The 17,321-nt window shown below is 72.7% G+C and carries 15 protein-coding genes; 10 read left to right on the top strand and 5 right to left on the bottom strand.

Going from position 1 to position 17,321, the window contains the following annotated elements; genetic code table 11:
- Positions 1 to 173 precede the first annotated feature (173 nt).
- From QFW80_RS13455 to QFW80_RS13430, 6 genes are all read left to right on the top strand, one after another.
- Complete coding sequence (locus tag QFW80_RS13455; RefSeq protein ID WP_280602487.1) at positions 174 to 2,183, top strand: SpoIIE family protein phosphatase; 2,010 nt, start codon at positions 174 to 176, stop codon at positions 2,181 to 2,183.
- Positions 2,184 to 2,188: 5 nt separating this feature from the next.
- Complete coding sequence (locus QFW80_RS13450; protein WP_331488503.1) at positions 2,189 to 2,599, top strand: ATP-binding protein; 411 nt, start codon at positions 2,189 to 2,191, stop codon at positions 2,597 to 2,599.
- A 14-nt stretch (positions 2,600 to 2,613) separates the two neighbouring features.
- Entirely contained in the window at positions 2,614 to 3,003 is a 390-nt protein-coding gene (locus tag QFW80_RS13445; RefSeq protein WP_280602485.1) for an STAS domain-containing protein, read from the top strand.
- A 212-nt stretch (positions 3,004 to 3,215) separates the two neighbouring features.
- A complete protein-coding gene (locus QFW80_RS13440) occupies positions 3,216 to 5,027 on the top strand; it encodes an ATP-binding protein (RefSeq protein WP_280602484.1) in 1,812 nt (603 codons plus the stop codon).
- Positions 5,024 to 5,464 (top strand): response regulator, encoded by a 441-nt coding sequence (locus QFW80_RS13435; protein ID WP_280602483.1) that lies wholly within the window; start codon positions 5,024 to 5,026, stop codon positions 5,462 to 5,464. The genes QFW80_RS13440 and QFW80_RS13435 overlap by 4 nt, the downstream gene beginning before the upstream one ends.
- Before the next feature lie 56 nt (positions 5,465 to 5,520).
- A complete protein-coding gene (locus QFW80_RS13430; RefSeq protein ID WP_280602482.1) occupies positions 5,521 to 5,886 on the top strand; it encodes a response regulator in 366 nt (121 codons plus the stop codon).
- Between the two features lie 762 nt (positions 5,887 to 6,648).
- Here the strand turns inward: QFW80_RS13430 and QFW80_RS13425 are convergent.
- The 4 genes from QFW80_RS13425 to rsgA form a co-directional block, all read right to left on the bottom strand.
- On the bottom strand, positions 6,649 to 7,185 hold the full coding sequence (locus QFW80_RS13425) for an REP-associated tyrosine transposase (protein WP_280602481.1): 537 nt from the start codon (positions 7,183 to 7,185) through the stop codon (positions 6,649 to 6,651).
- Between the two features lie 297 nt (positions 7,186 to 7,482).
- Positions 7,483 to 9,801 carry an NADP-dependent malic enzyme gene (locus tag QFW80_RS13420; RefSeq protein WP_280602480.1) on the bottom strand — a complete coding sequence of 773 codons (2,319 nt, stop codon included), beginning with the start codon at positions 9,799 to 9,801 and terminating at the stop codon, positions 7,483 to 7,485.
- A 195-nt stretch (positions 9,802 to 9,996) separates the two neighbouring features.
- Positions 9,997 to 11,241 (bottom strand): flavohemoglobin expression-modulating QEGLA motif protein, encoded by a 1,245-nt coding sequence (locus QFW80_RS13415; RefSeq protein ID WP_280602479.1) that lies wholly within the window; start codon positions 11,239 to 11,241, stop codon positions 9,997 to 9,999.
- Between the two features lie 19 nt (positions 11,242 to 11,260).
- Complete coding sequence (rsgA, locus tag QFW80_RS13410) at positions 11,261 to 12,541, bottom strand: ribosome small subunit-dependent GTPase A (RefSeq protein WP_280602478.1); 1,281 nt, start codon at positions 12,539 to 12,541, stop codon at positions 11,261 to 11,263.
- Between the two features lie 215 nt (positions 12,542 to 12,756).
- Between rsgA and QFW80_RS13405 the strand changes: the two genes are divergently transcribed.
- The 3 genes from QFW80_RS13405 to QFW80_RS13395 are packed head-to-tail and all read left to right on the top strand — an operon-like array spanning position 12,757 to position 15,331.
- Positions 12,757 to 14,025, top strand: a complete 1,269-nt coding sequence (locus QFW80_RS13405; protein ID WP_280602477.1) for an aminotransferase class I/II-fold pyridoxal phosphate-dependent enzyme — start codon at positions 12,757 to 12,759, stop codon at positions 14,023 to 14,025.
- A 5-nt stretch (positions 14,026 to 14,030) separates the two neighbouring features.
- Positions 14,031 to 14,639: a GDSL-type esterase/lipase family protein gene (locus QFW80_RS13400; RefSeq protein ID WP_280602476.1), complete on the top strand. Its 609-nt coding sequence runs from the start codon at positions 14,031 to 14,033 to the stop codon at positions 14,637 to 14,639.
- A gap of 20 nt (positions 14,640 to 14,659) precedes the next feature.
- A complete protein-coding gene (locus QFW80_RS13395; RefSeq protein ID WP_425603591.1) occupies positions 14,660 to 15,331 on the top strand; it encodes a methyltransferase domain-containing protein in 672 nt (223 codons plus the stop codon).
- Positions 15,332 to 15,422: 91 nt separating this feature from the next.
- On the opposite strand, the gene QFW80_RS13390 is transcribed toward QFW80_RS13395, so the two are convergent.
- Positions 15,423 to 16,190 (bottom strand): polysaccharide deacetylase family protein, encoded by a 768-nt coding sequence (locus QFW80_RS13390; RefSeq protein WP_280602474.1) that lies wholly within the window; start codon positions 16,188 to 16,190, stop codon positions 15,423 to 15,425.
- Between the two features lie 124 nt (positions 16,191 to 16,314).
- Between QFW80_RS13390 and grxD the strand changes: the two genes are divergently transcribed.
- Entirely contained in the window at positions 16,315 to 17,241 is a 927-nt protein-coding gene (grxD, locus tag QFW80_RS13385) for a Grx4 family monothiol glutaredoxin (RefSeq protein ID WP_280602473.1), read from the top strand.
- Positions 17,242 to 17,321: the final 80 nt, after the last annotated feature.

The raw sequence follows: 17,321 nt of genomic DNA, 5'->3' as shown, positions 1-17,321 counted from the left end.
TGGCCACGCCTAGTCGTGGGGAAGTTGGACCCCCGATTCTAGCAGCCGGCCCGGCGCCGCCCGGGCGCGCCGCGGGCCGCGGGCGAAGGCCGTGACGACCATGCGCCGGCGCACTGCACGGGCTCCGCGCGGACTATGATCGCGGCCACGGGCATCCGCAGGAGACCCCGGGCATGGACCGCGACCCACCCCGCTCCCCCCGGCTGCGCTGGCACCGCAGCCTGCGCACGCGCATGGCGCTGTGGTCGGGCCTGCTCAACGCGGTGCTGGTGCTGGCCACCACGCTGGCGTTCTACCTCGGCGCGCGGATGCTGGTGGTGCACAACGCGCGCGTGGAGGCGCAGGCGCTCACCCGTCAGGGAGCGCTGAACCTGGAGGCGATCCTGGACTCGGTGCAGGTCAGCGGCCGCACCCTGGCCGCGGGCGCGACCGGCGTCGGCGCGCAGCCGCTGCACCTGCGCTCGCTGCTGCTGGCCAGCCTGGCGGGCGACCCGGACATCGCCGGGGCGATGATCATCGTCGAGCCCGGCCGGCTGGCGCCGGACGATCCCGGGTTCACCTGGTACATCCGCCGCGACGGCCAGCGCCTGGTGGAGCGCTCGGTGCAGGACCTGGGCTACGACTACCGCGCCATGCCCTGGTACGTGCGCACGATCGAGGCGCCGCGGCCGTGGTGGTCCGAGCCCTATGCCAATGCCGCCACCGCGGGCGCGGACTTCACCACCTACAACCTGCCGCTGCGCCTGCCCGGCGATGGCGCGCTGGTGCCCGCGCTGGGCATGGTGAGCCTGGACGTGCCGGTCTCGCGCCTGCTCGAGGGCCTGCTGCAGGGCGTGCCGGCCGAGGCCGGGCTGCAGCCGATGCTGTTCTCGCCCGGCGGGCTGGCGGTGGTGCATCCCGACGCCGGCCTGCGCATGCGCCAGCGGCTGCCGGTGCTGGTCGAACACGGCGGCCGCGCCGACCTGGCGCCGCTGGCGCAGGCGCACGCCAGCGGGCAGGCGGTGGAGTTCGAGCATCACGACCCGGCCAGCGGCGAGTCCTTCCTCACCCAGGCCGCGCCGGTGGGCGACAGCGGCTGGACCTTCGCCACCTCGGCCTCGGAGAGCTTCATCCTGCGCCAGCTGCGCGAGGTGGCGCAGTGGGTGGCGCTGATCGGCCTGCTGGCGCTGCTGCCGGCGCTGGTGCTGGTGCGCCGCTACACCGGGCGGCTGCTGCAGCCGATCGAGGACCTGACCGACTCGGCCCGGCACTTCGCCAATGGCGAGTTCGACTACCCGCTGCCGCACATCGGCCGCCGCGACGAGGTCGGGGTGATGGCGCGGGCGTACAACAGCGCGCGCGGTTCGATCCAGCGCCAGCTGCGCGAGATCGAGGCGATGGCCGGCGCGCGGCAGAAGCTGGAGAGCGAGCTGGGCATCGCGCGCGAGATCCAGGAGTCGATGCTGCCGCATCCGCGTGTGGTCGAGCACGCCGGCATGGCCGTGGACCTGTGCGCGGTGCTGGAGCCGGCCAAGGCGGTGGGCGGGGATTTCTACCAGTTCGCCGAACTCGACGACGGCGCGGTGTGGTTCGCCATTGGCGACGTCTCCGACAAGGGCGTGCCGGCGGCGCTGTTCATGGCCCGCACCGCGACGGTGCTGGAGGGGCAGGCGCGGCGGCACGCCTCGCCCGCGGCGATCCTGGCCGCGGCCTCCGGCCGGCTGGTGGAAGGCAACGAGACCTGCATGTTCGCCACCGTGCTGTGCGGGCGGCTGGAGGTGGCGACCGGCCGCTGCCTGCTGGCCAGCGCCGGCCACGATCCGCCGGCGCTGGTGCACGCCGACGGCCGGGTCGAAACCCTGGCGCTGGAGGCCGGGCCGCCGCTGGGCTTCGAGGTGTTCGACCGCTACGTGGTGCGCGAGGCCTGGCTGCCCGCAGACGCCACCCTGGTGGCCTGGACCGACGGCATCACCGAGGCCTTCGACGCCGACGATGCCGGCTACGGCGACACGCGGCTGCGGCAGGCGCTGCGGCCCGGCGAGGGCGCGGACGCGACCTGCCGGCGCCTGCTGCGCGATGTGCAACACTTCGTGGCGGGGGCGGCGCAGTCCGACGACATCACCGTGCTGGCGATCCGGCGCACGCACGCCGTCGCGGCCGCCACCACGGTGGACGACGCGGTGGCCGTGGCGACAGGGGGATGAGGGCCGTGCACAAGACCATCGCCAGTCCGGCGCACATCGGCGAACTCGCCGACGCGGTCGAGACCACGCTGGCCGAGGCCGGCATCGACCGCGCCTGCATCCACGATGCGCGGCTGATCGTGGAGGAGCTGGCCTGCAACGCCCTGGTCCACGGCAGCGCCGACGAGGACGCGCACCTGCGGCTGCGGCTGCAGCTGGACGCCGCCCAGCTGGTGCTGGAACTGGACGACAACGGCCCGGCGTTCGACCCCACCGCCGCGCCCGCGCCGGACCTGGACGCGTCGATCGACCAGCGCCCCATCGGCGGCCTGGGCCTGCACCTGGTGCGCGAGCTGGCGCACAGCCTCGACTACCGGCGCCACGAGGGCCGCAACCTCGTGCGCGTCACCCTGCGGCTCGACCCCGCGACCGGCTGACAAGGAACCCGCGCATGTCCACCCTTTCCCTCCGCATCGACCCGGCGCGCAACGACGTGCAGACCGTGGCGGTCGGCGGCCGGCTCGACACCCATACCCACACCGAGCTCGACCAGGCGCTGGGGCCGGTGCTCGAGGCCGAATCGCTGCGCTCGCTGGTCCTGGACCTGCACGACCTGCAGTACATCAGCAGCGCCGGGGTGCGCTCGATCTTCCGTGCGCGCAAGGCGCTGTCGGCGCGCGGCGGGCGGGTGCTGGTGGTCAACCCGCAGCCGCAGATCCAGAAGGTGTTCGACCTGGTCAAGGCGGTGCCGCTGCACGAGATCTTCGCCTCCGCCGCGGAGGCCGATGCCTACCTCGACGCCATGCAGCGCAAGGTGCTCGAGGGCGACGACGCCGACTGACCGGCCGCCCGCGTCTTCGCGGTCTTCGCGCCGCCTGCACATCGCCGCGGGCAATCTGCCCCGTTTTCCGCCCGGGCCCCAGGCCCGGCGCCACCCACCCGCGGCGCTTGCCCTCCGGGATTGCGTCGGCAATGATCGCCGCCACAGGGGAGTGAGGCGCCGGGGTCGGCGTCCCGGGTCCCGTGTGTCCGCCCGGCCCCAGTCCCCGCTCGATGTCCCTGTCCTCCGCCTATCCGCAACCGCTGTCGAACTGGCGCCTGCCCGCACTCGGGCTGGTGATCGTGGTGATCGTGGTCACCCCGTTCCTGCTGCTGCGCCAGGCCGCGGTGGACATCGACGCGGCCTGGCAGATGGTGGTGCACACCCACGAGACCGAGGCCACGGTGCATTCGCTGGCCGCGGACATGCGCAACATGGAGTCCGGCGCGCTGTCGCTGGCCGCGGGCGTGGACAACGCGATGCTGCGTGACCGCGTCGCCGACAGCCGCGAACGCATCGTCCCCACCCTGCAGAAGCTGCAGCGGCTGACGAGCGACAACCCGGACCAGCAGGTGCGCATCGCCGAGCTGCAGACCAACCTGCTGCTGCGCAAGGCGCACGCCGACCGCATCATCGGGGCCGGCGCCAGCGACGTCAGCGCGATCGACATCGACGCGATGGTGGCGCGCTACCCGATCCATGGGCTGATCCGCCAGATCGTCGACGAGGAACAGCGCCTGCTGGCAGAGCGCCAGGCGCGGGCCGAACAGATGGAGTCCCGTGCCCGCCTCGCCACCTGGGTCGCGATGGCCGGGCAGCTGCTGCTGCTCGGCGGCGTGCTGGTGTATTCGGCCCGGCAGCTGGCGTTCCGGCTGCGCGCCGAGAACGACGCCCAGCGCGCCAGCGCACGCTCGAGCGTGGTGCTGGACACGGTGCGCGAGCCGATCGTGCTGGTGGACGCCGACCAGCGCGTGGTGATGCACAACGCCGCCTTCGCCGAGATGTACGGCGTGCAGGCCGATGCGCGCGGCACCCCGCTGGCCGAACTGGGCGACGGCGCCTGGAACGACGAGCGCACCCTGCGCCGCCTGGCCGACGTGCTCACGCGCGGCCGCGAGCTGTGGGACCACGAGCAGGTGCAGACCACCGCCGACGGCGTCGAGCGCACCATGGTGATCAACGCCCGCCGCATGCCGCTGCCCGACAGCGACGAGAACGTGGCCCTGCTGACCGTCAGCGACATCAGCGTGCAGAAGGCCAGCGACCGCCAGATCCGCGAACTCAACCGCCAGCTCGAGGGCAAGGTGGAGCAGGTCTCGGACGTCAACCGCGAGCTGGAGGCCTTCAGCTACTCGGTCTCGCACGACCTGCGCGCGCCGCTGCGCCACATCGCCGGCTTCGGCGACAAGCTCGGCCGCCACCTGGGCGAGAGCCTGGACGAGAAGTCGCAGCACTACTTGGACGTGATGGTGTCCTCGGCCAAGCGCATGTCGGCGCTGATCGACGACCTGCTGGTGTATTCGCGCCTGGGCCGCAGCGCGTTGCGGATGCAGACGGTGGACATGCAGTCGCTGGCGGCCGAGACCCGCGCCATGCTCGACGCCAACACCGCCAGCGAGACGCCCGGGCACCGGATCGAATGGCGCATCGCGCCGCTGCCGGTGGTGGTGGGCGACGAGAACATGCTGCGCCAGGTATGGCTGAACCTGCTCGGCAACGCGGTCAAGTACAGCCGCGGCAGCGAGCCGGCGCGGATCGAGATCGGCTACCGCCGCGGCGACGATGGTTCGCACCAGTTCGAGGTGCGCGACAACGGCGCCGGCTTCGACATGCAGTACGCGGGCAAGCTGTTCGGCGTGTTCCAGCGCCTGCACGCGGCCAGCGAGTTCCCCGGCACCGGCATCGGCCTGGCCAGCGTGCGCCGCGTGCTCACGCGCCACGGCGGCCGCATCTGGGCCGAGTCCGAACTGGGCCAGGGCGCCACCTTCCATTTCACCCTTCCTGCCGCGGGCGAAACGCCCGCCTCCAACGAGACCACCCCATGAGCGAACTGCGCACCATCCTGCTGGCCGAGGACAGCCCCCACGACGCGGAGATGGCCATCGATGCGCTGCGCGAGGCGCACCTGGCGAACCCGATCGTGCACGTGGAGGACGGCGTCGACGCGCTGGACTACCTGCTTCGCCGCGGCAAGTGGTCCGAGCGGCCCGACGAGGACGTGGCCGTGCTGCTGCTCGACATCAAGATGCCGCGCATGGACGGCCTTGAAGTGCTGACCGAGCTGCGCAAGGACGACCGCTTCAAGTCGCTGCCGATCGTGGTGCTGTCGTCCTCGCGCGAGGAGAGCGACCTGGCGCGCAGCTGGGACCTGGGCGTGAACGCCTACGTGGTCAAGCCGGTGGACGTGGACCAGTTCTTCGACGCGGTGCGCACGCTCGGCCGGTTCTGGGCGGTGCTCAACGAGCCGCCGAAGAAGGGCTGACGCCGATGGCGGGAGGGTCGCCGTCCGGGTCCGGACGGGACGACGGGGACTGGCGCGTGCTGCTGGTCGACGATTCGCGCGACGACGCCGAGCTGGCCGAGTACGCCCTGCGCAAGGGCGGGCTGGCGGTGCAATGCCGGCGCGTCGACACCGGCGCCGCTCTGGCCGACGCGCTCGAGGCCTTCGCGCCGCACGCGGTGGTGTCGGACGTCAACCTGCCCGGCTTCTCGGGCGCCGAGGCGCTGGCGCTGGTGCGCGCGCACGACCCCTCGCTTCCGTTCGTGTTCCTCACCGGCGGCCTGGCGCCCGACGACGATCCGCCGCCCGCGGATGGGCTGGTCCTCAAGGACGACCTGGACGCCTTGCCGGACGTGCTGCGCCCGCTGCTCGGCGCCGCAACCCCGCGCGATTCGCAGCCCTAGCCGAGCCGTCGCGTACCCGGATAACGGGCCTACCGCGTAGCCCGGATAAGGCCAAAGGCCGCATCCGGGAGAACGGATGTCCGCATCGCCCACCCGCGCCATGGAAACCGCCCATCCCGGATGCGCTTCGCTTATCCGGGCTACGCGCGTCACCCGGGTCGCCCGGACAAGGCCGAAGGCCGCATCGGGGACCGGCATGCCGGCCGCGCGGATCGATGCATCGTCCGCAGAAGGCCACAGGCGGAGCCGCGAAAAAGCGCACCTCGGTGTCATCCCCCCCCGCGTAGCCCGGATAAGGCCGAAGGCCGCATCCGGGAGAACGGGTGTCCGCATCGCCCACCCGCGCCATGGAGGCCGCCCATCCCGGATGCGCTTCGCTTATCCGGGCTACGCGCGCCGCCCGCGTAGCCCGGATAAGGCCGGAGGCCGCATCGGGGACCGGCATGCCGGCCGCGCGGATCGATGCATCGTCCGCAGAAGGCCACAGGCGGATCCGCGAAGAACGCACCTCGGTGTCATCCTCCACCCCCCGCGTAGCCCGGATAAGGCCGAAGGCCGCATCCGGGGACCACGGATGTCAGATTCGTCCACACGCGCCATGGAGACCGCCCATCCCGGATGCGCTTCGCTTATCCGGGCTACGCGCGCCGCCCGCGTAGCCCGGATAAGGCCGGAGGCCGCATCCGGGAAGGCCACGATGCCTGCCCGCCCCCGCATATACCGCAAACGCGCCGTCGCGGCCCCGCGATCGGCCTGTCCGGCCTACGGATCGCGTTCTCCCGCAGCGGCCGGCAGGTCCACCTCGCCACCCCAGTCCTGCGGGAGCGCCCCGAGGCGAACATGGCGATGGAAGCTCGAATGCGGCCATTCGGCCACGCGGGATACCAGACCGTGTCTGAGCGGGTTGGCATGCACGTAATCGACATGCGCGGCCAGGTCGTCCGCGTCGCGGATGGTGTGTTCCCAGAAGCGCGACTGCCATGGCCTCGCGGCCGGTCCGATGCCGCGGGTGAACCCCTTCTTGATCTCGCGCCACAGGCCGGAATAGTCGCCGGCCCCGTCGCGCATGGTGATCACTGCATGGAGGTGGTCGGGCAGGACCACGACCGCCACGATATGGTGGGCGATGCGTCCTCGCGCCTTGCGCCAAGAGGCGCCCAACAGGTCGATGTGGCGCACGAGCAGGTCGCTGCGCCGGTCGCGCAGGGTGACGGTGAAGAAGAACGTCCCGTCGGGAACGCGATTGCGGCGATAGCGCACCATGCGCCTACGTTCGCAGGTGCGCTTGCACAGGGGCATCGCCCTGCGCCGGGACGGTTGGTAGGGGTTACGCCCGCGCGCGGGTCGGGACTCGCCCCGGATGCGCTTCGCTTATCCGGGCTACGCGCACCGGGACCCGGAGATACGTAGCCCGGATAAGGCCGCAGGCCGCATCCGGGGAGCCCCGATGACGGGCGGTGCTGTGTCGTCGATCGCAACGGGAGCTTTCCCCCGGATGCGCTTCGCTTATCCAGGCTACGCAGCTACGCTGCGGGACGCGTCGCCCGGATAAGGCCAAAGGCCGCATCCGGGACCCGTAGCGATGGGCGGCGCGGGTCAGGCTTCGCGTTCGGACTGCATCTGCTTGCGGATCTGGGCCTCGACCGCGGCGATCGCGGTCATGTTGATCACCCGGCGCGGGGTGGAGGTCTGGGTGAGCACGTGCGCGGGCTTGCTCACGCCCATCAGGATCGGGCCCAGGGCCACGCCGTCGGTCATCATCCGGATCAGGTTGTAGGTGATGTTGGCCGCGTCCAGGTTCGGCATCACGAACAGGTTCGCGCGGCCCTCCAGCGTGGTGTTGGGGAAGATGCGGCGACGCAGGCCGTCGTCCCACGCGGTGTCGCCCTGCATCTCGCCGTCCACTTCGAGCTTGGGCGCGCGGCGCAGCAGGATCTGCCGCACCTCGCGCATCTTGCGCGCGCTGGCATCGTCGTGGCTGCCGAAGTTCGAGTGCGACATCAGCGCGATCTTCGGCTCGATCCCGAACAGCTTGAGCCGGTAGGCGGCCTGGATGGTGCTCTCGGCGATCTGCTCGGGGGTGGGATCGGGCTGCACGTGGGTGTCGACGAAGAACCACAGGCCGCGGTCGTTGACCACGCCGGTCATCGCCGAGGTGCTCTGCACGCCCGGGTCGAGCGGGAACACGCTGCGGATGTAGCCGAGCTTCTTGTGGAAGCGGCCGACCAGGCCGGTGATCATCGCGTCGGCCTCGCCGCGGTCGACCATGATCGCGGCGATCAGGGTGGTGCGCGAGCGCAGCATGGCCTTGGCCGCGTCCGGCGTCACGCCGCGGCGCTCGGTGAGCGCGTGGTAGTGGCGCCAGTAGTCGTTGTAGCGCGGGTCGTCGTCGACGTTGGTGAGCTCGAAGTCCTCGCCCGCGCGCAGGCGCAGGCCCAGGCGCCGGATGCGCATGTCGATCACGTCCGGGCGCCCGATCAGGATCGGGAACGCCAGCCCCTCGTCGACCACGGTCTGCACCGCGCGCAGCACGGTTTCCTCCTCTCCCTCGGCGTAGACCACCCGCTGGCGGTCGCCGCGGGCGCGGTCGTACACCGGCTTCATCACCAGCCCGGTGCGGTAGATGAACTGGCCGAGCTTTTCGCGATACGCCGGCATGTCGGTGATCGGACGCGTGGCGACGCCCGATTCCATCGCCGCCTTGGCCACGCACGGCGCCAGCTGCATCAGCAGGCGCGGGTCGAACGGGCGCGGAATGAGATAGTCCGGGCCGAAGCTCGGGATCTCCTCGCCGTAGGCCGCGCCCAGGTCGCTGGCCTCGCTCTTGGCCAGGGCCGCGATCGCGTGCACGCAGGCGAGCTTCATCGCCTCGTTGATGCCGGTCGCACCCACGTCGAGCGCGCCGCGGAAGATGTACGGGAAGCAGAGCGCGTTGTTGACCTGGTTGGGGTAGTCCGAGCGGCCGGTGGCGATGATGCAGTCCGGGCGCACGGCCTTGGCCGCTTCGGGCAGGATCTCCGGATACGGGTTGGCCAGCGCCAGGATGATCGGCGTCGGCGCCATGGTGGCGACCATCTCGGGCGTCAGGATGCCGCCGGCCGACAGGCCCAGGAACACGTCCGCGCCGGCCACGATCTGCGCCAGCTCGCGGTGGTCGGTGTCGCGCGCGTAGCGGCGCTTGGCCTCGTCCAGGTCGGTGCGGCCGCTGTGGATCACGCCGCCGCGGTCGAAGGCGACGATGTGCTCGGGCTTCAGCCCCAGCGCCACCAGCATGTCCAGGCAGGCGATGCCGGCCGCGCCGGCGCCGGTGGTGGCGAGCCGGACGTCCCCGATCCGCTTGCCCGCGATCTCCAGCGCGTTGACCACGGCGGCGGCGACGATGATCGCGGTGCCGTGCTGGTCGTCGTGAAACACCGGGATGTTCAGCCGCTCGCGCAGCTTGCGCTCGACGATGAAGCACTCCGGCGCCTTGATGTCCTCGAGGTTGATGCCGCCGAACGTCGGCTCCAGGCTGGCGATGATGTCGACGAGTTTGTCGGGGTCCTTCTCGTCGACTTCGATGTCGAACACGTCGATGCCGGCGAACTTCTGGAACAGCACGCCCTTGCCTTCCATGACCGGCTTGCCGGCCAGCGGGCCGATGTCGCCCAGGCCCAGCACCGCGGTACCGTTCGAGATCACCGCCACCAGGTTGCCCCGCGCGGTGTAGTCGCTGGCCTTGGTCGGATCGGCGGCGATCTCCTCGCAGGCGTAGGCCACGCCGGGCGAGTACGCCAGCGCCAGGTCGCGCTGGGTGAGCATCGGCTTGGTCGCGACGACCTTGATCTTGCCGCGCGGCGCCATGCGGTGGTAGTCGAGCGCAGCCTGGCGGAATTCGTCGGCGGTTTCGCTGTTGTCCGGCAACTTGTCTGACATCGGGGTTCGGCCGTGTGCGGAACGGGGATTCTAGCCGCTCGTCCCGGAACGGGCCGGCGTGCGCCACAACCCGCACCGCTGCGCGGTGCGCGCGCGTATCGCCCATGCGCCGGCAGCGCCCACCCGGACGCGGCGATGCGGCGATGCGACAAAGTGGCTGGTCAAATTCCGCGGCGCGCCCCGCGCCGCGCCGCGTCAGCCCTCGCCGCCGTTCGACAGCCGGTCCAGCCGGATGCGGTTGGCGAACAGCGAGAACGCGAGCAGGCCCGCCAGGCCGTTGGCGCGCGCCACCCAGTCCGGCAACCAGCGCGGCGCGTCGAGCACGCCGGCCTCGAACAGCGGCTCGAAGCGCTGCACGTCGTCGAGCGTCATCTTCCCGGCAAACAGCCGCCGGCACTGGCGCAGCCGGCCCTCGCGCAGCGAATGGCGGAAGAAGGTGTGCACCTCCACCAGGCCGCGCAGGTACACCGTGTCCTTGGCGAACGCCGCGCCGCCGGCGGTCGGCACGCCGCGGAACACGCGCTGGGCGGAGGCGAAGCTTTCGGCATCGGACTGCCCGGCGTGGCGGAACCAGGCGAACACCTCCAGGAAGTCCGCGCCGCCCAGCGCCATCGCGATCGCCTCGGTGCGCAGGCTCACGCGCTTCATGCGCTCGATGTCGATGCTGCCGGTGATCTGCTCGGCCAGCACCGCCAGCCCTTCCTGGGTGGCCGTGACCCGCGGCGAGGACAGCGCCAGGCTCGGCAGCACCGGCTGCAGGCGGCCGTTGAGCGCGGTCAGCGAGTGCACCAGCGCCTCGTGGTGCAGCAGCTGCTGGCGATCGTAGTCGCTGAACGCGGCGCCGTCGCGCAAGCGGATGCGGTAGGCGCCCGCGGCGGCCTTGGCGATCATGTCCGGGTCCAGCTCGACCGCGATCACTCGCTCGCCGAAGAACGCGTCCAGGTCGTTCTGCAACTGCAGCCGCAACGCGGTGGCCGACACGCCCACCTGCTCCTGCGGCGCGAGCAGTTCGCGGTCGAGCTCGTCGGCGATGCCGATGAAGTGGCGCGCCGCGTCGCGGCTGGTGGTGCCGCCGCCGGGCAGTGGATCGTCCGGGTGTCCGTACAGCGCGACCGACAGCGCGCCCGCCTGCGCGGTGCCCAGCGCCTCGAGCAGGCGCGCGGCCAGGTCCCAGTGCCGGCAGGACTCGACCAGGTAGGCGCCGAGCGGGTGGTCGGGATCCGCGGCGTCGGCGACCGCGGCCAGTTCGCGCCGGGCATCCCCGAAGTCGTGCCGCGGATAGCGCACCTCGGGCATGCGCGCCTGCCCGCGCGCATGCGCGGCCAGGAAGTCGCGCTGCACCGCGGCCGGCCAGCTCGCCAGCGACAGCACCCGCAGGCCGCGCGCTGCGGCGACCATGCGCGCATCGAGCGCGGCGTGATGGGCGATGGCGTCGGGCATCGCGGCGCGTTCCGGCCCGTCAGCCGCGGCGACCGCTGCCGCCGCCGGACGGTCGGGTGGATGGCCGGCCGCCGGAGCCGCGCGCGCCCGGGCCGGGGCGCTTGCCCGACCCGCCCTTCGCATCGGCCTGCTGGGCTACGCGCGCGGCCAGCCGGTCGGCGGCGGCGGCCACTTCGTCCCGCAGCTTGAAATAGTTGGCCACGCGCCCGGCGTCCAGCCGGCCGGCCTCGACCGCTGCGCGCACCGCGCAGCCCGGCTCGTTCCGGTGCGCGCAGTCGCGGAAGCGGCACTGCGCGGCCAGCGCCTCGATGTCGCCGAAACCACCCTCGGCCAGGGTCTCCTCGCCGGTGGGCTTGAGCTCGCGCATGCCCGGGGTGTCGATCAGGCAGGCGCCGGAGGGCAGCGCGATCAGCGCGCGGAAGGTGGTGGTGTGGCGCCCGCGCGCGTCGTGTTCGCGCACCTCGGCGGTCTTCATCCGCTCGATGCCCAGCAGCGAGTTGGTCAGGGTCGACTTGCCCGCGCCCGAGCTGCCGACCAGCACCGCGGTCGCGCCCGGCGGCAGGAAGCGGTCCAGCGCGGCGACGCTGGCCGGGTCGCGCGCATTGACCGCGACCACGGCAACGCCGGTCGCGGCGGGGCCGGACCGCGCCGGACCCGTCGTCGCGGCATCGCGCGGCGGCTCCTGCGCCTGGTCGGCCGCCTCGGGCGTATCGGGCGCGCCCGCCGCGTTCGCAGCTCTGGGCGCCTCCGCCGGCAGGTCGATCGCCGCCAGCGCCGCGCGCGCCGCGGCCACGTCCGTGCCGGGGCGGTCGGCCTTGGTCAGCACCACCACCGGGGTCACGCCGTCGGCCTGCACCAGCAGCAGGTAGCGTTCGATCCGGCGCGGGTTGAAGTCGCCGTCCAGCCCGCACACGATCAGCACCGTGTCGATGTTCGCGGCGATCAGCTGCTGGCGGTAGTGCTCGCCCGCGGCGCCGCGCTTGATCGCACTGCGCCGCGGCAGCAGGGCGACGATCCGCTTGCCGTCCTCCACCAGCACCCAGTCGCCCACCACCGCGCGGTCCTCGGGCGCGACCTTGCCGCGCTTGTAGCCCGGCGGCCGCTGCCACTCGGGCGGCGACTCCACGGTGAACGAACGGTCGGTTGCATCGGCAACCACGTAGCCCGAGCGGTGCTGCTCCACCACCCGCGCCGGACGCGCCTGCGGATGCGCCGCCATGGCGTCGGCCCAGGGCCCCGGCGCAGGCGCGCCGACCCAAGGCCAGCCGATCGCGCGCAGCGCGTTGGCGGCGGGAATCAAGCGCGTGCGGGCGGGGTCTGCATGCGGCGATTCTAGGGCCTGCCGCGGCACACGCCCGTGCCGTGGGTGTCTGCGGCCGGCCGGAGGCGTGCACGGCGGGCGCGACGGCACCCCCGAACGCGGGCCAACGCACGGCTGCACACCGGCGTGCGACCGCGCGGCACAGGCGTATGATCCGGAGTTTCGCGGCCTCCCGCCGCCCCGCCGCCGCTCCGATGTCCCTGCCCAGCCTGCCCGTCCGCGAACGCCTGTCCGAAGTGCGCTACGAGATCCGCGGCGAACTCGCCCGGCGCGCCCGCGAGCTGGAGACCCAGGGCCGCACGCTGATCAAGCTCAACATCGGCAACCCCGGCGCGTTCGGCTTCCGCGCGCCCGAGCACCTGCAGCGCGCGATCGCCGACCACATCCACCGCACCGATCCCTACACCCACCAGCAGGGCCTGCCGGAGGCGCGCGAGGCGATCGCCGCGCACCACGTCGCGCGCGGCACGCCACACGCCTCGCCCGAGCGCGTGTTCGTCGGCAACGGCGTGAGCGAGCTGATCGACATCTCGCTGCGCGCGCTGCTCAACCCCGGCGACGAGGTGCTGGTGCCCTCGCCCGACTATCCGCTGTGGTCGGCCGCGACCATCCTCAACGACGGCCGCCCGGTGTTCTACCAGTGCCGCGAGGGCAACGGCTTCCTGCCCGACCCGGTGGAGCTCGAGGCTCTGGTGTCGGCGCGCACGCGCGCCATCGTGCTGATCAACCCGAACAACCCCACCGGCGCCAACTACCCGCGCGAGCTGCTCGAACGCATCGTCGCGATCGCCGCCCGCCACAACCTGCTGCTGCTGTGCGACGAGATCTACGACAGCATCCTCTACGACGGCCACGGCTTCGTGCCGGTGGCGCCGATCGCCGGCGACGCGCCGTGCCTGTCGTTCGGCGGCCTGTCCAAGGTGCACCGCGCCTGCGGCTGGCGCGTGGGCTGGGCGGTGCTGTCGGGCGACCCGAAGCGCAGCGCCGAATTCCGCCACGCCATGGACCTGCTCGGCGCGCTGCGCCTGTGCGCCAACGTGCCGGGCCAGTTCGCGATCGAGGCCGCGCTGACCGGCGCCGACACCATCACCCCGCTGTGCCGGCCCGGCGGCCGCCTGTACGAGGCGCGCCGCGCCGTGATCGAGGCCTGCGCGGCCAGCCCGCACCTCGAACTGGCCTCGCCGGCCGGCGCCCTGTACGCGTTCCCCGGCGTGGTCGGCGACGCGGCCGAGGGCTTCGACGACCACGGCTTCGCGCTGGAGATGCTGGAAACCGAGGACGTGCTGATCGTGCCCGGCGCCAGCTTCAACGTGCCCTACCGCAACCATTTCCGGGTGACCCTGCTGCCGCAGCCGGACGTGGTGCGCGAGGTGTTCGCGCGCATCGACCGCGTGCTCGACCGTCGCGCGCAGGCCCACGCCAAGGTGGTGCCGATGAAGAAGAAGGCGCGGCCCGCGGCGTGAGGCCGGTGCGCTACCTCGCCCTCGGCGACAGCTACACGATCGGCGAAGGCATCGACGCCGACGGCCGCTGGCCGGTGCAGCTGGCGCGCGCGCTGCGCGCGGGCGGCGTGGCGCTCGACGATCCCGACATCATCGCCGCCACCGGCTGGACCACCGACGAACTGTCCGCCGCGATCGACGTGGCGCAGCCGCCGGCCGGGTTCGCCCTGGTCTCGCTGCTGGTGGGCGTCAACAACCAGTACCGCGGGCGCGACGTGGCGGAGTACGGCGCGCAGTTCGAGGCGCTGCTGGCGCGCGCGACGGCGCTGGCCGGGGATCGTCCCGGGCGGGTGCTGGTGCTGTCGATCCCGGACTGGGGCGTGACCCCGTTCGCGATCGCGTCCGGCCGCGACCGGGACCGGATCGCGCGCGAACTCGACGCCTTCAACGCCGCGGCGCAGACCGCCTGCGCGGCGCACGGCATCGCCTTCGTCGACATCACCGCCGCCAGCCGCGCGCACGGCGCCGAGCCGGCGATGCTGGCCGACGACGGACTGCACCCGTCCGCGACGATGTACGCGCAGTGGACGCGGCTGGCGCTGCCGGTCGCGCGTCGGTTACTGTCGCCGCCATGAACGTACCCGCCCCGCGGCCCATGGACGCCGCCGCCGCGCAGGGCATCGCCCGCGCCTTCCTGCCCGAGCGCACGCTCGGCAACCGCTACGACTACTACTACACGCTGACCAAGCTGCGCACCGACCCGCTGTATCCCGGCGTGCTCGATGCGCTGCGCGGGGTGGACGCGCCGCTGCTGGACCTGGGCTGCGGCCTGGGCCTGCTGGCGCACGCGATGCGCCGCGACGGCCAGCGCACCGGCTACGTCGGCGTGGACATCGACGCGCCCAAGATCGAACGCGCGCGCCGCATCGCCGCGCGTGCGGCGCTGGACGACGTGCGCTTCGACGTGGTCGACCTGGCCGCGGGCTACCCGCCGCATTCTGGCAGCGTGGCGATCCTCGACGTGCTGCAGTTCCTGACCCGCGAGCAGCAGGCCACGCTGCTCGACGCGGCGACCGCGATGCTCGCGCCCGGCGCCGTGCTGGTGATGCGCGCCGCGCTCGACGACGGCAGCGCGCGCATCCGCCGCACCCGCGCCGGCGACCGCTTCGCCGCGCTGACCGGCTGGATGCCGGACCGGCCGAAGCACTATCCGGCGGTCGAGGAACTGCGCGCCCGGCTCGACGCCGCCGGCCTCGCGGCCGACATCCGCCCCTGGTTCGGCAACACGCCGTTCAACAACTGGCTGGTGGTGGCGCGACGGACGTGAGGGCAGGGGTCAGAGTCGACTTTCGCCTCGCAAGTCGGGAGGCGTAAGCAACTCGGCCGAAAGTCGACTCTGACCCCGGTTTGTTTAGCCGCTACTCCGGCAACGCCGCGCGATAGCCCAGCGCCTCGAGCCGGCCCAGCACCGCCGCGATCATCTCCACGCTGCGTCCGTGCGGCGCGCCCTCGTGCAGCAGCACGATCGCGCCCGGCGCCAGATCGCGCTCGATCCGCGCCACCACGCGCGCGACGTCGCGCTCGACCGCGTCGAAACCACGCGCGCTCCAGCCCACGCGCGCCAGCCTGGCGTCGCGCAGCGGCGCGGACACGAACGGATTGGCGTGCCCGACCACGGCCCGGAACCAGCGCGGCGCGGACCCGGTGATGTTCCGCAGTTCGTGCTGGGCGCCTTCGATCTCGGCGCGCATGCGCCGCGGGCCAAGCGCCCAGAATCGCGCCTGCGGATGGGTCGCGCTGTGGTTGGCGATGCCGTGGCCGCGGCGCGCGATCTCGCGCACCAGGTCGGGCCGCGCCCGGGCGCGCTCGCCGACCAGGAAGAAGGTGGCCCTGGCGTCGTGGGCGTCGAGCAGGTCGAGGATCGCCGCCGTCTGGTCCGACGGACCGTCGTCGATGGTCAGCCAGACGTCCCTGTCGGCGATGGGCAGCCGCGAGAGCACCGGTCCGTACAGCGCCGCGTTCGGCGCCAGCACGCCCCACCAGGCGACCGCGTGCGTGGCCAGCATCGCCGGCAGCCCGACCGGCCAGCCCCAGCGCCACCACAGCCACGCCACCGCCGCCTGCGAGAGCAGCAGCAGCGGTAGCCAGGCGCGGGGATGGCGGGGTGGGCGATGGGAGGCGTGCATCGGCACGATGATGCCATCGCCGCCGGCGCGGCCGCCCGCGCACCAGTGCGTTCCGGGCCGTCCACAGGCCGCCTGGGGGCGATCGCGCTACCATGGTGGGCCCCGTTTCACGCAGGATTCCCCCATGTCCCTCGACCCCGCCGTGCGCGCCCGCATCGACGCGCTGCTGCAGTCCAACCGCGCCGTGCTGTTCATGAAGGGCGCGCCGGCTGCGCCGCAGTGCGGGTTCTCGGCCAAGGCGGTGTCGGCGCTCGACGCGCTGGGCGCCGACTATGCCCACGTCGACGTGCTGACCGACCCCGCGATCCGCGAAGGCATCAAGGTCTACGGTGACTGGCCGACCATCCCGCAGCTGTACATCGACGGCGAGCTGGTCGGCGGCAGCGACATCATCGGCCAGATGGTCAACAGCGGCGAGCTGCATGCCGCGCTGGGCCTGCCCGCGCCCGACCGCACTCCGCCGTCGATCACCATCACGCCCGCGGCACTGAAGATGATCCGCCAGGCGATCGACGATGCCGGCGGCGAGGTCGCGCTGCAGGTGGAAGTCGACCGCGCGTTCCGTACCCGCCTCAACCTGGGCCCGGCCGACGCCGATGCGATCGCGGTCGACATCGACGGCGTGCGGGTGCAGTTCGACGTCGCCGGCGCGCGCCGCGCCGACGGCCTGACCATCGACTTCGCCGACGACATGCGCGGCAAGGGCCTGGTGATCGACAACCCCAACGCGCCCGGCCCGGTGGGTGCGCTGACGCCGGCCGAAGCCAATGCCAAGGTGCGCACCGGCGAGGTGATGCTGGTCGACGTGCGCCCGCCCGAGGAGCGCGCGATCGCCTCGGTGCCGGTGGCCTACCGCACCTTCGACGAGGGCCGCGGCGCGATCGAGGCGCTGCCGAAGGACACCGCGATCGCGTTCCTGTGCCACGGCGGCGGCCGCAGCGGCCGCGCCGCGGAGGAATTCCGCGCGCTGGGCTTCCGCAACGTGTTCAACGTCGAGGGCGGCATCTCGGCGTGGTCGGACACGGTGGACGCGTCGATTCCACGCTACTGATCTCAGTAACCTCAAGCGCGGGCGGGCCGGCGGGAGTGACGCCGGCGCGGCCCCGGGCACCGCGGGATCGCGGCGGCGGC

The sequence above is a fragment of the Luteimonas rhizosphaericola genome, from assembly GCF_029888045.1.
In the GTDB taxonomy this organism is placed as follows: domain Bacteria; phylum Pseudomonadota; class Gammaproteobacteria; order Xanthomonadales; family Xanthomonadaceae; genus Luteimonas; species Luteimonas rhizosphaericola.
This window is presented reverse-complemented; position numbering and strand designations above follow the sequence as displayed.

Coding starts and splice junctions, on each gene's coding strand:
- QFW80_RS13440 (WP_280602484.1), top strand. CDS start 3,216: ATGTCCCTGTCCTCCGCCTATCCGCAACCGCTGTCGAACTGGCGCCTG.
- QFW80_RS13420 (WP_280602480.1), bottom strand. CDS start 9,801: ATGTCAGACAAGTTGCCGGACAACAGCGAAACCGCCGACGAATTCCGC.
- QFW80_RS13455 (WP_280602487.1), top strand. CDS start 174: ATGGACCGCGACCCACCCCGCTCCCCCCGGCTGCGCTGGCACCGCAGC.
- QFW80_RS13390 (WP_280602474.1), bottom strand. CDS start 16,190: ATGCACGCCTCCCATCGCCCACCCCGCCATCCCCGCGCCTGGCTACCG.
- QFW80_RS13425 (WP_280602481.1), bottom strand. CDS start 7,185: ATGCCCCTGTGCAAGCGCACCTGCGAACGTAGGCGCATGGTGCGCTAT.
- grxD (WP_280602473.1), top strand. CDS start 16,315: ATGTCCCTCGACCCCGCCGTGCGCGCCCGCATCGACGCGCTGCTGCAG.
- QFW80_RS13395 (WP_425603591.1), top strand. CDS start 14,660: ATGGACGCCGCCGCCGCGCAGGGCATCGCCCGCGCCTTCCTGCCCGAG.
- QFW80_RS13415 (WP_280602479.1), bottom strand. CDS start 11,241: ATGCCCGACGCCATCGCCCATCACGCCGCGCTCGATGCGCGCATGGTC.
- QFW80_RS13405 (WP_280602477.1), top strand. CDS start 12,757: ATGTCCCTGCCCAGCCTGCCCGTCCGCGAACGCCTGTCCGAAGTGCGC.
- QFW80_RS13435 (WP_280602483.1), top strand. CDS start 5,024: ATGAGCGAACTGCGCACCATCCTGCTGGCCGAGGACAGCCCCCACGAC.
- QFW80_RS13445 (WP_280602485.1), top strand. CDS start 2,614: ATGTCCACCCTTTCCCTCCGCATCGACCCGGCGCGCAACGACGTGCAG.